Origin of the sequence: Streptomyces sp. 130, assembly GCF_007096885.1 — a bacterium.
Lineage (GTDB): Bacteria > Actinomycetota > Actinomycetes > Streptomycetales > Streptomycetaceae > Streptomyces.
In genome coordinates this window covers 1-13,979 of sequence record NZ_VJNO01000036.1, presented here as the reverse complement: position 1 = coordinate 13,979, position 13,979 = coordinate 1, and the positions used below count along the sequence as shown (strand labels likewise).

Genomic DNA, 13,979 nt, shown 5'->3' with positions numbered 1-13,979 from the left:
GACACCGGAGACGGTGTCCCCCTCTTCATGAGGACACCCCGACACCGTGATGTACAAGTTCTTCTTCCAGCTGGTCTTCAAGCGGATGGACCCCGAGCGCGCCCACTACCTGGCCTTCCGCTGGATCCGCCTCGCCGCCCGCGTCCCCGTGCTGCGCACCTTCCTGGCCGCCGCCCTCGCCCCCCGCCACAAGTCGCTGCGCACCGAGGCCCTGGGCCTGCGGATGCACGGCCCCTTCGGGCTCGCCGCCGGCTTCGACAAGAACGCGGTCGCGATCGACGGCATGGCGATGCTCGGCTTCGACCACGTCGAGATCGGCACCGTCACCGGCGAGCCGCAGCCCGGCAACCCGAAGAAGCGGCTGTTCCGCCTGGTCGCGGACCGCGCGCTCATCAACCGCATGGGCTTCAACAACGAGGGCTCCGCCGCCGTCGCCGCCCGCCTCGCCGCCCGCACCCCGGTCTTCCGCACCACCCTCGGCGTCAACATCGGCAAGACCAAGGTCGTCCCCGAGGCCGAAGCCGCCGCCGACTACGTGAAGTCCACCGAGCGCCTGGCCGCCCACGCCGACTACCTCGTCGTCAACGTCTCCTCGCCCAACACCCCGGGCCTGCGCAACCTCCAGGCCACCGAGTCGCTGCGCCCGCTGCTGACCGCCGTGCGCGAGGCGGCCGACCGCACCGTCCCCCACCGCCGCGTCCCGCTGCTCGTCAAGATCGCCCCGGACCTCGCCGACGAGGACGTCGACGCGGTCGCCGACCTGGCCGTCGAGCTGGGCCTGGACGGCATCATCGCCACCAACACCACCATCGCCCGCGACGGGCTGGGCCTGAAGTCCCCGGCGGCCCTGGTGAAGGAGACCGGCGGCCTGTCCGGTGCCCCCCTCAAGGAACGCTCCCTGGAGGTCCTGAGCCGCCTCTACCGGCGCGTGGGGGACCGGATCACCCTGGTGGGCGTCGGCGGCATCGAGAACGCCGAGGACGCCTGGCAGCGCATCCTGGCCGGGGCCACCCTCGTCCAGGGCTACAGCGCCTTCATCTACGAGGGCCCCTTCTACGCCCGCGCGATCCACAAGGGCCTGGCCGCGCGCCTGGCCGCCTCCCCGTACGCCACGCTCGCCGACGCCGTCGGCGCGGAAACCCGGAAGGCCGCGAAATGACCCCGGAACCCTTCGGCGCCCGGCTGCGCCACGCCATGGACACCCGAGGCCCGCTCTGCGTCGGCATCGACCCGCACGCCTCGCTGCTCACCGCCTGGGGGCTGAGCGACGACGTCGCGGGCCTGGAGCGGTTCACCCGTACCGTCGTCGAGGCGCTGGCCGACCGGGTCGCCGTGCTCAAGCCGCAGTCCGCGTTCTTCGAGCGGTTCGGCTCGCGCGGCCTCGCCGTCCTGGAGAAGGCCGTCGAGGAGGCGCGCGCGGCCGGGGCCCTGGTCCTGATGGACGCCAAGCGCGGTGACATCGGCTCGACCATGGGCGCCTACGCGGCGACCTACCTGGACAAGGACTCGCCGCTGTTCTCGGACGCGGTCACGGTCTCCCCGTACCTCGGCTTCGGCTCGCTGCGGCCCGCGCTCGACGCGGCGGCCGTCTCCGGCGCCGGCGTCTTCGTCCTCGCGCTGACCTCCAACCCGGAGGGCGCCGAGGTGCAGCGCGCCACGGCCGCCGACGGCCGTCCGCTGGCCCAGCTGATGCTCGACCACATGGCCGCCGAGAACGCGGGCGCCGCCCCGCTCGGCTCGGTCGGGGCGGTCGTCGGGGCGACGCTCGGCGACGCCGGCGTGGACCTGGCGATCAACGGCCCGCTGCTCGCCCCGGGCATCGGTGCGCAGGGCGCGACGCCGGCGGACCTGCCGGGCGTCTTCGGGGACGCGGTCCGCAACGTGGTGCCCAGCGTCAGCCGGGGCGTGCTGCGCCACGGCCCGGACGCGGCGGGGCTGCGCGGGGCCGCGGAACGCTTCGCCGACGAGGTCCGCGCGGCCGTCTCGGACCGCTGACCCTGCCACGTTCACCGTGGGTTGACGGAATCCTGAGAAAAAACTCGGTGGTTATGCCCGAAAAGTCCTGGTCGGCAGAGGCTGACCAGGACTTTTCGTCTGTTCTCGCTGACTCCGGCGGCCTTGGCCGCTAGTCTCCGTCGAGAGCCGACGAGCACCCGTTGTCCGCGGCTCAGCAGGTGAGGGGCGTTTACGCCGCCTCACCGGTCCGTATCCGACAGATCGACATCCGAGGTGACGTAGGCGTGGCTCTTCCGCCCCTTACCCCTGAACAGCGCGCAGCCGCGCTCGAAAAGGCCGCCGCGGCTCGCCGGGAGCGGGCCGAGGTCAAGAATCGACTCAAGCACTCCGGCGCCTCCCTCCACGAGGTCATCAAGTCGGGCCAGGAGAACGACGTCATCGGCAAGATGAAGGTCTCCGCCCTGCTGGAGTCCCTGCCCGGCGTGGGCAAGGTCCGTGCCAAGCAGATCATGGAGCGGCTCGGCATCTCCGAGAGCCGCCGCGTGCGGGGTCTCGGCTCCAACCAGATCGCATCGCTGGAGCGCGAGTTCGGCGGCAGCGCCGCCTGACGTTCTCAGGCACCCCTGAGAAGCTGGATAATCGCTTCATGGCTGCAACATCCCGGGGGACGTCCCCCGTACCCCCGGACGTACGTCCGCGGCTGACCGTGCTCTCCGGCCCCTCGGGGGTCGGCAAGAGCACGGTCGTCGCGCATATGCGCAAGGTCCACCCCGAGGTGTGGCTCTCGGTGTCGGCGACGACCCGCAAGCCCCGCCCCGGCGAACGCAACGGCGTCCACTACTTCTTCGTGGACGACGAGGAGTTCGACAAGCTGATCGCCAACGGCGAGCTGCTGGAGTGGGCCGAGTTCGCCGGCAACCGCTACGGCACCCCGCGCCGCGCCGTGCAGGAGCGGCTGGAGGCGGGCGAGCCGGTGCTCCTGGAGATCGACCTCCAGGGCGCCCGGCTGGTCCGCCAGTCCATGGCCGACGCCCAGCTGGTCTTCCTCGCCCCGCCGAGCTGGGAGGAGCTGGTCCGCCGGCTCACCGGCCGGGGGACCGAGGCGCCCGAGGTGATCGAACGCCGGCTCGGTGCCGCCAAGGTGGAACTGGCCGCCGAAGCGGAGTTCGACACGACGCTCGTCAACACCTCCGTCGAGGACGTCGCACGTGAGCTGCTAGCCTTGATGCTGGAGGCTTCCGGCCACCGCGCCGCCGGCGAGTGAACCACCGGCAGCGGGGGCCCGGCACCAAGGCCCCTGACTGTCAAAGAATTCTTTGATCTTCATCCCCTTCGGAAGGCAGAGCGTGTCCTCTTCCATCACCACGCCCGAGGGCATCATCAACCCGCCGATTGATGAGCTCCTCGAAGCAACCGACTCGAAGTACAGCCTCGTGATCTACGCCGCCAAGCGCGCGCGCCAGATCAACGCGTACTACTCGCAGCTCGGTGAGGGCCTCCTCGAGTACGTCGGTCCGCTCGTCGACACCCACGTGCACGAGAAGCCGCTCTCGATCGCGCTCCGCGAGATCAACGCCGGCCTGCTCACGTCCGAGGCCATCGAGGGCCCCGCGCAGTAAGCGGCGACGACGCACACACACCCCGGGCCCGGCGGATCATCCGCCGGGCCCGGAGTGTGTCTCCGGGCCGATCGTCCGGGGCGCGTACCCGTGAGGCAGCATGGAGGCGTACGCAACCGAGTGCGGGGAGACGCAGTGGACAAGCCGAAGGTCGTTCTGGGGGTCAGCGGCGGCATCGCCGCGTACAAGGCGTGCGAGCTGCTGCGCCGGCTGACCGAATCCGGCCACGACGTACGGGTCGTCCCCACCGCGTCCGCCCTCCACTTCGTCGGCGCCGCCACCTGGTCGGCGCTCTCCGGCCACCCCGTCTCGACCGAGGTCTGGAACGACGTCCACGAGGTGCCGCACGTCCGGATCGGGCAGCACGCCGACCTCGTCGTCGTCGCTCCCGCCACCGCGGACATGCTGGCCAAGGCCGCCCACGGCCTCGCCGACGACCTGCTCACCAACACCCTGCTCACCGCCCGCTGCCCGGTCGTCTTCGCCCCGGCCATGCACACCGAGATGTGGGAGCACCCCGCCACCCAGGAGAACGTCGCGACGCTGCGCCGCCGGGGCGCCGTCGTCATCGAGCCCGCGGTCGGCCGCCTCACCGGCGTCGACACCGGCAAGGGCCGGCTCCCCGACCCCGGCGAGATCTACGAGGTCTGCCGCCGGGTCCTCGCCCGGGGCACGGCCGCCCCCGACCTCGCGGGCCGGCACGTGGTGATCAGCGCCGGCGGCACCAGGGAACCCCTCGACCCGGTCCGCTACCTGGGCAACCGCTCCTCCGGCAAGCAGGGCTACGCGCTCGCCCGCACCGCCGTCGCGCGCGGCGCCCGGGTCACCCTGGTCGAGGCCAACACCGGGCTGCCCGACCCGTCCGGCGCCGACGTCGTCCGCGCCGGCACCGCGACGCAGCTGCGGGAGGCCGTGCTGAAGGCGGCCCGGGACGCCGACGTGGTGGTCATGGCGGCCGCCGTCGCCGACTTCCGGCCCGCCGAGTACGCCACGGGGAAGATCAAGAAGAAGGACGGCCAGGAACCCGCCCCGATCGCCCTCGTCCGCAATCCGGACATCCTCGCCGAGGTCTCCGGCGAGCGCGCCACGCCCGGGCAGATCGTCGTCGGATTCGCCGCCGAGACCGACGATGTCCTGGCCAACGGCCGCGCGAAGCTGCGCCGTAAAGGCTGCGACCTGCTGGTGGTCAACGAGGTGGGGGAGCGCAAGACCTTCGGCTCCGAGGAGAACGAGGCCGTGGTGCTCGCCGCCGACGGCACCGAGACCCCCGTCCCGCACGGGCCCAAGGAGGCCCTGGCCGATACGGTGTGGGACCTCGTCGCGGCGCGCCTCGGATGAATCCGGGGTGACACGCCGGGCCGGACGGCACCCCCTCGACACGGTCCGGGCCCTTGCGGCAGCGGGCTTCCGGGGTCTTTCGGCCCCGGTGGAACGCGTCACAGGACGGCCAAAGGGCGAGACACGTTGTCCGCCGGCCGGAGCCGACCGATAAACTGCTCCCTGGACCGTGCCGGGCGCAGCTCCCGGACCGTCCGGCCAATGATCAGCCAGCAGCCGCTGCAACCCCAGGGAGCGATGTGTCCCGCCGTCTCTTCACCTCGGAGTCCGTGACCGAGGGCCACCCCGACAAGATCGCCGACCAGATCAGCGACACCATTCTCGACGCGCTCCTGCGCGAGGACCCGTCCTCCCGCGTCGCCGTCGAGACCCTGATCACCACCGGTCTCGTGCACGTCGCGGGTGAGGTCACGACCAAGGCGTACGCCGACATTCCGACGCTGGTCCGCAACAAGGTCCTGGAGATCGGCTACGACTCCTCGAAGAAGGGCTTCGACGGCGCCTCCTGCGGCGTGTCGGTGTCCATCGGCGCCCAGTCCCCGGACATCGCCCAGGGCGTCGACACCGCGTACGAGAAGCGGGTCGAGGGCGACGAGGACGAGCTCGACAAGCAGGGCGCCGGCGACCAGGGCCTGATGTTCGGCTACGCCTGCGACGAGACCCCCGAGCTCATGCCGCTGCCGATCCACCTCGCGCACCGGCTCTCGCGCCGGCTGTCCGAGGTCCGCAAGAACGGGACCATCCCGTACCTGCGCCCCGACGGCAAGACCCAGGTCACCATCGAGTACGACGGCGACAAGGCCGTCCGCCTCGACACCGTCGTCGTCTCCTCGCAGCACGCCAGCGACATCGACCTCGACTCGCTGCTCGCCCCCGACATCCGTGAGTTCGTGGTCGAGCACGTGCTGAACCAGCTCATCGAGGACGGCATCAAGCTCGACACCGAGGGCTACCGCCTGCTGGTCAACCCGACCGGCCGCTTCGAGATCGGTGGCCCGATGGGCGACGCCGGCCTCACCGGCCGCAAGATCATCATCGACACCTACGGCGGCATGGCCCGCCACGGCGGCGGCGCCTTCTCCGGCAAGGACCCGTCGAAGGTGGACCGCTCGGCCGCCTACGCCATGCGCTGGGTCGCCAAGAACGTCGTCGCCGCCGGCCTCGCCGCCCGCTGCGAGGTCCAGGTCGCTTACGCGATCGGCAAGGCCGAGCCGGTGGGCCTCTTCGTGGAGACCTTCGGCACCGCCGCGATCGAGACCGAGAAGATCGAGCACGCCATCGGCGAGGTCTTCGACCTCCGCCCGGCCGCGATCATCCGCGACCTCGACCTGCTGCGCCCGATCTACGCCCAGACGGCCGCGTACGGCCACTTCGGCCGCGAGCTGCCCGACTTCACCTGGGAGCGCACGGACCGGGTTGACGCGCTGCGCGCCGCCGCCGGTCTGTAAGGACGGCCCAGGCAGTTCTCCGCCGGAGCCCGGACGCCGTCACGGTGTCCGGGCTCCGGCGTTCCGGTGCCCGGGGGCCATGGGGCCGGGGCGGCGCCGTTGTCCGAGGCGTCTGGTAGGGATGGAGCTGTGAGCAGCGAGAACGAGCGGTCCGACGAGCCCGGGGCCGGGGCGCCGGAACAGCTTGCGCTGATCCGGGAGGCCGTCCGCCGGGCCGATGTGCCGCGCGCCAAACCGCGCACCTGGCGCGGGGCCGCCCTCGCCGAGGAGCTGCCCGTCGCCCGGGTCCTGGTCAACAAGGGCGCGCTCCACCTCGACCAGTACTTCGACTACGCCGTCCCCGAGGAGCTCGACGCCGACGCGCAGCCCGGGGTGCGCGTCCGGGTCCGCTTCGGGGCCGGGGGCCGCAATGTGCGCGGCGGCCGGCGCGAGGGCGGCGGGCTGGTCGACGGATTCCTCATCGAGCGGCTGGCCGAGTCCGATTACAACGGGGCGCTCGCCGCGCTCGCCTCCGTCGTCTCGCCCGAGCCGGTCCTCGGCCCCGGCCTCCTCGCCCTCGCCCGCGCCGTGGCCGACCGGTACGCGGGCAGCCTCGCCGACGTCCTCCAGCTCGCCGTCCCCCCGCGCAACGCACAGGCCGAGGCCAAGCCGTCGCCCGCGCCCCTGCCCGCCCCGGCGCGCCCCGCCCCCGGGAGCTGGGAGCGGTACGCGCAGGGGCCCGCGTTCCTCTCCGCGCTGGCCGGCGGGGGCGCGCCCCGGGCCGTGTGGACGGCGCTGCCCGGACCGCACTGGCCGGCCGAGATCGCCACGGCCGTCGCCGCGACCCTGTCCTCCGGGCGCGGCGCCCTCGTCGTCGTCCCCGACGGGCGGACCGCCGCCCGGGTCGACGCCGCGCTCACCGCTCTGCTCGGCGAGGGGCGGCACGCGCTGCTCACCGCCGGCTCCGGGCCCGGGAAGCGCTACCGGGAATGGCTCGCCGTGCGACGCGGCTCCGTCCGGGCGGTGGTGGGGACCAGGGCGGCGATGTTCGCACCCGTCGCCGATCTCGGGCTCGTCGTCGTCTGGGACGACGGGGACTCCAGCCACAGCGAGGACCGCGCCCCCTTCCCGCACGTCCGGGAGGTCCTGGAGCTGCGGGCCACGCACGGCCGGTGCGCCTTCCTGCTCGGCTCCGTCAGCTGCACCGTGGAGGCCGCTCAGCTCGTGGAGAGCGGGTGGGCGCTGCCGCTGCGCGCCGACCGGGAGCAGGTGCGGGCGGCGGCGCCCGTCATCCGCACCGTGGGCGACGGCGAGCTCGCGCGCGACGGGGCGGCCCGGGCCGCCCGGCTGCCCAGCCTCGCCTGGCAGACCGTCCGGGACGGGCTGCGCACCGGGCCGGTGCTGGTCCAGGTGCCCCGCAGGGGCTACGCCCCCCGGCTCGCCTGCGAGCGCTGCCGGGAGCCCGCCCGGTGCCGGCAGTGCGCGGGGCCGCTGGAGGCGCCGGACCAGCGGGACCTGAACTGCGCGTGGTGCGGGCGGGCCGAGACGTCCTGGCACTGCGTGGCCTGCGGTGGACGGCGGCTGCGCGCGCAGATCGTCGGCGCCCGGCGCACGGCGGAGGAGCTGGGCCGGGCGTTCCCGGCGGTGCCGGTGCGGACGTCCGGGCGTGACCACGTCCTCGACTCGGTGCCGGACCAGCCCGCGCTGGTCGTCAGCACGCCGGGCGCCGAGCCGGTCGCCGAGGGCGGGTACGCGGCGGCGCTCCTGCTCGACGGCTGGGCGATGGTCGGCCGGCCCGACCTGCGCGCGGGGGAGGAGGCGCTGCGCCGGTGGACGGCCGCCGCCGCGCTCGTCCGGGGGCGGCCCGAGGGCGGCACGGTGGTCGTCGTCGCCGAGCCGACGCTGCGGCCCGTGCAGGCGCTGGTCCGCTGGGACCCGGTCGGGCACGCCCGGCGGGAGCTGGCGGAGCGGGCCGAGCTGGGCTTTCCGCCGGTGTCCCGGATGGCGTCGGTGACCGGGGTGCCGGAGGCGCTGGCCGCGTTCTTCGCGGTGGCGCGGTTGCCTCCGGACGCGGAGGTGCTGGGGCCGGTGCCGGTACCGGCCGCGGAGCCGGGGCGGCCCCGGCGGGCGTTCGAGGCGCCGGCGGGGGAGGTCTGGGAGCGGGCGTTGGTGCGGGTGCCGCCCGGGAGCGGGGCGGCGTTGGCCGCGGCGTTGCGCGCTGCGCGGGTGGAGCGTGGTGGGGGCGCGGTGCGGGTGCGGGTGGACCCGGTGGACATCGGCTGAGGTGGTGTCCTCAGGGGCCGGGCGGGCCCGATGTCACCGGCGGGCGCCGCCCCCTCGCGTGTGAGAGGGGGCGGCCCGCACCTCCCGGGTCAGCCGTTGCGGGGGCCCGGGAACGGATTGGGGCGGTCCGGCTGGGCCTGCGGGGTGCGGGCGGCGGGGACCGTGGGGGCGCGCTGGGAGACGACCTCCGCGGGCTCGGGCGCCGCGGGCTGCGGGCTCGTCCGGCGGGTGCCGTAGCGGCGGTGGACGGCCTGCTTGGTGACCCCGAGCGCGGAGCCCACCGCGTCCCAGGAGAAGCCGAGCGAGCGGTCGAAGTCCACGGCGGCCGTGACCAGGGTCTCGACGCTGTCCCGCAGTTCCTGGGCCAGTCTCACCGTCGGGGCCGGGGCCCTGCCGTAGACGACGAAGCCCGCGGACGGGCCGGTGCGGCGCGGACGGTAGACGTTGCCCAGCTGAGCGGTGAGCGTGCGCAGTGCGTCCACCTGCCGCCGGACCCGCTCGATGTCCCGCACCAGGAGATGCAGGCTGGCCCGCGCTTGGGCGTCGTGGGTTGCGTGGTCGGCCATGAAGAAGCCTCTCGAACCGGCGTTGAAAGGGATCGGGCCGCACCAGGGCGGCTCGCTTCGGTCAATCTCTCTTGACCAACGCCGCACCGGGGGATCTGGTCACGCTCAGGGGGCGTATGCGCACCCGCGAGGGGCGCGCGATCGCGCGTACGCCCCCCGGCCCGCCGCCCCATAGACTTGTGCGTTGCTCGTCACCGTAACGTTTCGGCCTGAGAGTCCGGCCTGAGAGGCAGTCAGCCACCCATGAAGCTCGTCTTCGCAGGCACCCCCGAGGTTGCCGTTCCCGCACTCGACGCCCTGATCGCCTCCGGCCGGCACGAGGTGGCCGCCGTCGTGACCCGGCCCGACGCGCCCGCGGGGCGCGGCCGGCGGCTGGTGGCCAGCCCGGTCGCCGAGCGCGCCGAGGAGGCCGGGATCGAGGTGCTGAAGCCCGCCAGGCCCCGGGACGAGGACTTCCTCGCGCGGCTGCGGGAGATCGCGCCGGACTGCTGCCCGGTCGTCGCGTACGGCGCGCTGCTGCCCAAGGCGGCGCTCGCCATCCCGGCGCAGGGCTGGGTCAACCTCCACTTCTCGCTGCTGCCCGCCTGGCGCGGCGCGGCCCCGGTGCAGCACGCGGTGATGTCCGGCGACGAGGTGACGGGGGCGTCCACCTTCCTGATCGAGGAGGGGCTCGACTCCGGGCCCGTCTACGGGGTGCTGACCGAGGAGGTCCGGCCGACCGACACCAGCGGCGATCTGCTGACCCGGCTGGCGTTCGCCGGGTCCGGGCTGCTCGCCGCGACCATGGACGGCATCGAGGACGGCACCCTGCACGCCGTGCCCCAGCCCGCCGACGGGGTCACCCTCGCACCGAAGATCACCGTCGAGGACGCCCAGGTCCAGTGGTCCGCGCCCGCCCTCCGCGTCGACCGCGTCATCCGCGCCTGCACCCCGGCCCCGGGTGCCTGGACGCTGTTCCGGGGCGAGCGCCTGAAGCTCGTCCAGGCCGTCCCCGCCGTCGACCGGTCCGAGCTGGCGCCCGGTGAGCTGTCGGTGGGCAAGAACAACGTGTTCGCCGGCACCGGGTCGCACGCGGTCGAGCTGCTGTGGGTGCAGCCGCAGGGCAAGAAGCCGATGCGCGCCGCCGACTGGGCGCGCGGGGTGCGCATCGCCCCCGGCGAGCTGGTCGGCAGCTGAGGCCGCCGGGGCGGGGACGTAGGCTGGGAGGGTTCGTCCTCTCAACCTTCAGCGGAGCACCTTTCACGTGAACGACCAGCCGCGTCGCCGTCCCGCCAAGCCGCACCGCCGCCCCAGGAAGGACCCCGTCCGCTTCCTCGCCTTCGAGGTCCTGCGGGCCGTCGACGAGCGCGACGCGTACGCGAACCTCGTCCTGCCCCCGCTGCTGAAGAAGGCCAGGGCCCAGGGCGACTTCGACCACCGCGACGCCGCCCTGGCGACCGAGCTGGTCTACGGCACGCTGCGCCGCCAGGGGACGTACGACGCGATCGTCGCCGCCTGCATCGACCGGCCGCTGCGCGAGGTGGACCCGCCGGTCCTGGACGTGCTGAACATGGGCGTGCACCAGCTCCTCGGCACCCGCATCCCGACCCACGCGGCGGTCTCCGCCAGCGTGGAGCTGGCCCGGGTGGTGCTGGGGGAGGGGCGCGCCAAGTTCGTCAACGCCGTTCTGCGCAAGGTGTCCGCCGACGACCTCGACGGCTGGATCGCGAAGGTGGCCCCTCCTTACGAGGACGACGCCGAGGACCACCTCGCGGTCGTCCACTCGCACCCGCGCTGGATCGTCTCCGCGCTCTGGGACGCGCTCGGCGGCGGCCGGGCCGGGATCGAGGACCTGCTCGACGCGGACAACGAGCGCCCCGAGGTCACCCTCGTCGCCCGCCCCGGCCGCTCCACCACGGACGAGCTCACCGAGGAGCTGGGCGAGGACAACGCGCTGCCCGGCCGCTGGTCGCCCTACGCCGTGCGGATGGCCGAGGGCGGCGAGCCCGGCGCCCTGACCGCCGTGCGCGAGGGCCGGGCCGGGGTCCAGGACGAGGGCAGCCAGCTCGTCGCCGCCGCCCTGGCCGCCGCCCCGCTGGAGGGCACCGACGCCCGCTGGCTCGACGGCTGCGCGGGCCCCGGCGGCAAGGCCGCCCTGCTCGCCGCCCTCGCGGCGGACCGCGGTGCCGCCCTGCTGGCCGCCGAGAAGCAGCCGCACCGCGCCCGCCTCGTGGAGCGCGCGCTGGCCGGCAACCCCGGTCCGTACCAGGTGATCACCGCCGACGGCACCCGCCCGCCGTGGCGCCCCGGCAGCTTCGACCGGGTCCTGATGGACGTGCCCTGCTCCGGGCTCGGCGCGCTCCGCCGCCGCCCCGAGGCCCGCTGGCGCCGCCGCAAGGAGGACCTGGAGGGCTTCGCGCCGCTCCAGCGCGGGCTGCTGCGCGAGGCGCTGAAGGCCGTACGCGTCGGCGGTGTCGTCGGGTACGCGACCTGCTCGCCGCACCTCGCGGAGACCCGGGTCGTCGTGGAGGACGTGCTCAAGGGGCGCGGCGGGGCGCCCGTCGAGGCGGAGTGGATCGACGCCCGTCCGCTGCTGCCGGGCGTGTCCGCGCTGGGCGACGGGCCCGACGTCCAGCTCTGGCCGCATCTGCACGGCACCGACGCGATGTATCTCGCGCTGCTCCGCCGTACCGCCTGACCCGCGCGGCCCCGCACCGGGGTGAAACGCCGGGAATGCGCGAACCGTAATGATCCCGTGAGCCTTTGGAGCGCACCGAGGCCGGGAAGTGACGCAGAACATGGCAGGCTTGGCCCATGGCCCAGATCAACCCGAGTATTCTCTCCGCCGACTTCGCGCGCCTCGCCGATGAGGCCAAGGCCGTCGAAGGTGCCGACTGGCTCCACGTCGATGTCATGGACAACCACTTCGTGCCCAATCTGACCCTCGGCGTTCCGATCGTGGAATCGCTCAGCAGGGCCACGGACACGCCGCTGGACTGCCATCTGATGATCGAGGACGCGGACCGCTGGGCACCCCAGTACGTCGAGGCGGGGGCCGGGTCGGTCACCTTCCACGCCGAGGCCGCCGCCGCCCCGGTGCGGCTGGCCCGGGAGATCCGCGCCAAGGGCGCCCGCGCCTCCATGGCGCTCAAGCCGGCGACGCCCATCGAGCCGTACGAGGACCTGCTCCCCGAGCTCGACATGCTGCTGATCATGACCGTGGAGCCGGGCTTCGGCGGCCAGGCGTTCCTGGACATCATGCTGCCGAAGATCCGCCGCACCCGTGAGCTGATCTCCAAGCACGGGCTCGATCTGTGGCTCCAGGTCGACGGCGGCGTCTCCGAGTCCACCATCGAGCGGTGCGCCGAGGCGGGCGCCGACGTCTTCGTCGCCGGCTCGGCGGTCTACGGCGCCGGGGACCCGGCCGCCGCGGTGCGGGCCCTGCGCGCCAAGGCGGACGGGGCCATCGGCGCGGCCGGCTGGGCCTGCGCGCACTGAGCCCGGGACGGCCCGGGGGAGGCGAGCGTCGCCCGGGCCAAGGGCAGATGAACGGGGTCCGACGGGACCGGTCAGGGGTCGCCGTTTCTGACAGGATGAACGGCGTATCAAGAGCGTGAACAGCAGTGAGGAGAACGCGGTGTCTGCAATGTCGGCGGGCCGGTCCGCCCTGCGGATGGGGCCCGCGGAGCTGGTGCAGGCGGCGGCCATGGCCCGCCGCTTCTACCTCGAGGGCAAGTCCAAGATCCAGATCGCCGAGGAGTTCGGCGTCAGCCGCTTCAAGGTCGCCCGGGTCCTGGAGACCGCCCTGGAGCGCGACCTCGTACGCATCGAGATCCGGGTCCCGGCGGAGCTGGACGCCGAGCGCTCCGACGCGCTCCGGGCCCGCTATGGCCTGCGCCACGCGGTCGTCGTGGAGTCCCCGGCGGAGGAGCAGGACGACGCGGCGGACCCGGAGAACCTGGGCGAGGTCGCGGCCGACCTGCTCGGCGAACTGGTGACCGAGGGCGATGTGCTCGGCCTCGCCTGGGGCCGCTCCACCATCCACATGGCCGCCGCCCTCGACCGGCTGCCCACGTGCACGGTCGTGCAGCTCACCGGGGTGTACGACGCGGGCACGGCCGAGCGCGGTTCGGTGGAGGCGGTGCGGCGCGCCGCGCAGGTCTCCGGCGGGGAGGCCCACCCGATCTACGCGCCGATGCTGCTGCCGGACCCGGCGACGGCCGCCGCACTGCGCCACCAGACGGGGATCGCCCGCGCCTTCGAGTACTTCGACAAGGTGACGGTCGCGGCCGTCTCCATCGGTTCCTGGGAGCCGGGCATCTCGACCGTGCACGACATGCTCTCCGACGAGGAGCGCCGGCACTACGCCTCGCTCGGGGTCGCCGCCGAGATGTCGGCCCACCTCTTCGACGCGGAGGGCCGCCGGGTCGGCCGGGACCTCGGCGAGCGGTGCATCACCGTCGAGGCGGACCGGCTGCGCCGGATTCCCGAGGTGGTGGCGATCGCGGGCGGGCAGCGCAAGGCCGCCGCGATCGGCGCGGTACTGCGCTCCGGCCTGGTCACCAGCCTGGTCACGGACACCGCCGCCGCCGACTACCTGCTCACCGAGTCGGCCGCCCCGCGCCGGCCCGCCCTGGAGCGGGCGGACCCGGACGGCGACTGAGGCCGCGCACACGAGGAGGGGCGGGGGGCCCGCGGCCCCCCCCCCCCCCCCCCCGGCCCTTGGGGGGGGGCCGCCGCTGTGCGTCCGCGGATTTACCCGGCGGACTGGAGGGTCTGGAGGGTCTGGGCGGCCAGCTTCATGCGGCGCT

The 13,979-nt window shown here is 74.1% G+C and carries 13 protein-coding genes; 12 read left to right on the top strand and 1 reads right to left on the bottom strand.

Features of this window, described 5'->3' with window-relative positions:
• The first annotated feature begins 49 nt into the window (after positions 1–49).
• From FKN01_RS25335 to FKN01_RS25300, 8 genes are all read left to right on the top strand, one after another.
• On the top strand, positions 50–1,159 hold the full coding sequence (locus FKN01_RS25335) for a quinone-dependent dihydroorotate dehydrogenase (RefSeq protein ID WP_143624563.1): 1,110 nt from the start codon (positions 50–52) through the stop codon (positions 1,157–1,159).
• Complete coding sequence (pyrF, locus tag FKN01_RS25330) at positions 1,156–1,995, top strand: orotidine-5'-phosphate decarboxylase (RefSeq protein ID WP_143624463.1); 840 nt, start codon at positions 1,156–1,158, stop codon at positions 1,993–1,995. Before FKN01_RS25335 ends, pyrF begins: the two co-directional genes overlap by 4 nt.
• Positions 1,996–2,240: 245 nt before the next feature.
• Positions 2,241–2,564 (top strand): integration host factor, encoded by a 324-nt coding sequence (locus FKN01_RS25325; protein ID WP_018524251.1) that lies wholly within the window; start codon positions 2,241–2,243, stop codon positions 2,562–2,564.
• Positions 2,565–2,602: 38 nt separating this feature from the next.
• The gene (gene gmk, locus FKN01_RS25320; protein WP_026171628.1) at positions 2,603–3,220 is read left to right on the top strand and encodes a guanylate kinase; all 618 of its coding nucleotides are present in this window, start codon (positions 2,603–2,605) and stop codon (positions 3,218–3,220) included.
• Between the two features lie 82 nt (positions 3,221–3,302).
• Entirely contained in the window at positions 3,303–3,575 is a 273-nt protein-coding gene (rpoZ, locus tag FKN01_RS25315; protein ID WP_003970369.1) for a DNA-directed RNA polymerase subunit omega, read from the top strand.
• Between the two features lie 135 nt (positions 3,576–3,710).
• Entirely contained in the window at positions 3,711–4,913 is a 1,203-nt protein-coding gene (gene coaBC / locus FKN01_RS25310; RefSeq protein WP_143624461.1) for a bifunctional phosphopantothenoylcysteine decarboxylase/phosphopantothenate--cysteine ligase CoaBC, read from the top strand.
• 239 nt (positions 4,914–5,152) lie between these two features.
• A complete protein-coding gene (metK, locus tag FKN01_RS25305; protein ID WP_143624459.1) occupies positions 5,153–6,361 on the top strand; it encodes a methionine adenosyltransferase in 1,209 nt (402 codons plus the stop codon).
• A 129-nt stretch (positions 6,362–6,490) separates the two neighbouring features.
• Complete coding sequence (locus FKN01_RS25300) at positions 6,491–8,623, top strand: primosomal protein N' (RefSeq protein WP_143624457.1); 2,133 nt, start codon at positions 6,491–6,493, stop codon at positions 8,621–8,623.
• A gap of 89 nt (positions 8,624–8,712) precedes the next feature.
• Here the strand turns inward: FKN01_RS25300 and FKN01_RS25295 are convergent, their stop codons facing one another.
• Positions 8,713–9,189, bottom strand: coding sequence for a hypothetical protein (locus tag FKN01_RS25295; RefSeq protein ID WP_143624455.1), 477 nt, complete (start codon positions 9,187–9,189; stop codon positions 8,713–8,715).
• 243 nt (positions 9,190–9,432) lie between these two features.
• On the opposite strand from FKN01_RS25295, the gene fmt reads away from it, so the two are divergent.
• The 4 genes from fmt to FKN01_RS25275 all read left to right on the top strand — a co-directional run bounded on the left by fmt (position 9,433) and on the right by FKN01_RS25275 (position 13,831).
• Complete coding sequence (gene fmt, locus FKN01_RS25290; RefSeq protein WP_143624453.1) at positions 9,433–10,365, top strand: methionyl-tRNA formyltransferase; 933 nt, start codon at positions 9,433–9,435, stop codon at positions 10,363–10,365.
• Between the two features lie 67 nt (positions 10,366–10,432).
• Entirely contained in the window at positions 10,433–11,866 is a 1,434-nt protein-coding gene (locus tag FKN01_RS25285) for an RsmB/NOP family class I SAM-dependent RNA methyltransferase (RefSeq protein WP_143624451.1), read from the top strand.
• Positions 11,867–11,982: 116 nt separating this feature from the next.
• Positions 11,983–12,666: a ribulose-phosphate 3-epimerase gene (gene rpe, locus FKN01_RS25280; protein ID WP_143624449.1), complete on the top strand. Its 684-nt coding sequence runs from the start codon at positions 11,983–11,985 to the stop codon at positions 12,664–12,666.
• A gap of 148 nt (positions 12,667–12,814) precedes the next feature.
• Positions 12,815–13,831, top strand: a complete 1,017-nt coding sequence (locus FKN01_RS25275) for a sugar-binding transcriptional regulator (RefSeq protein WP_143624562.1) — start codon at positions 12,815–12,817, stop codon at positions 13,829–13,831.
• Positions 13,832–13,979 lie beyond the last annotated feature (148 nt).

Excerpts from the sequence above, each read along its gene's own strand:
- FKN01_RS25275 (WP_143624562.1), top strand. The coding sequence starts at position 12,815 with ATGTCGGCGGGCCGGTCCGCCCTGCGGATGGGGCCCGCGGAGCTGGTG.
- pyrF (WP_143624463.1), top strand. The coding sequence starts at position 1,156 with ATGACCCCGGAACCCTTCGGCGCCCGGCTGCGCCACGCCATGGACACC.
- fmt (WP_143624453.1), top strand. The coding sequence starts at position 9,433 with ATGAAGCTCGTCTTCGCAGGCACCCCCGAGGTTGCCGTTCCCGCACTC.
- rpe (WP_143624449.1), top strand. The coding sequence starts at position 11,983 with ATGGCCCAGATCAACCCGAGTATTCTCTCCGCCGACTTCGCGCGCCTC.
- gmk (WP_026171628.1), top strand. The coding sequence starts at position 2,603 with ATGGCTGCAACATCCCGGGGGACGTCCCCCGTACCCCCGGACGTACGT.
- FKN01_RS25295 (WP_143624455.1), bottom strand. The coding sequence starts at position 9,189 with ATGGCCGACCACGCAACCCACGACGCCCAAGCGCGGGCCAGCCTGCAT.
- FKN01_RS25335 (WP_143624563.1), top strand. The coding sequence starts at position 50 with ATGTACAAGTTCTTCTTCCAGCTGGTCTTCAAGCGGATGGACCCCGAG.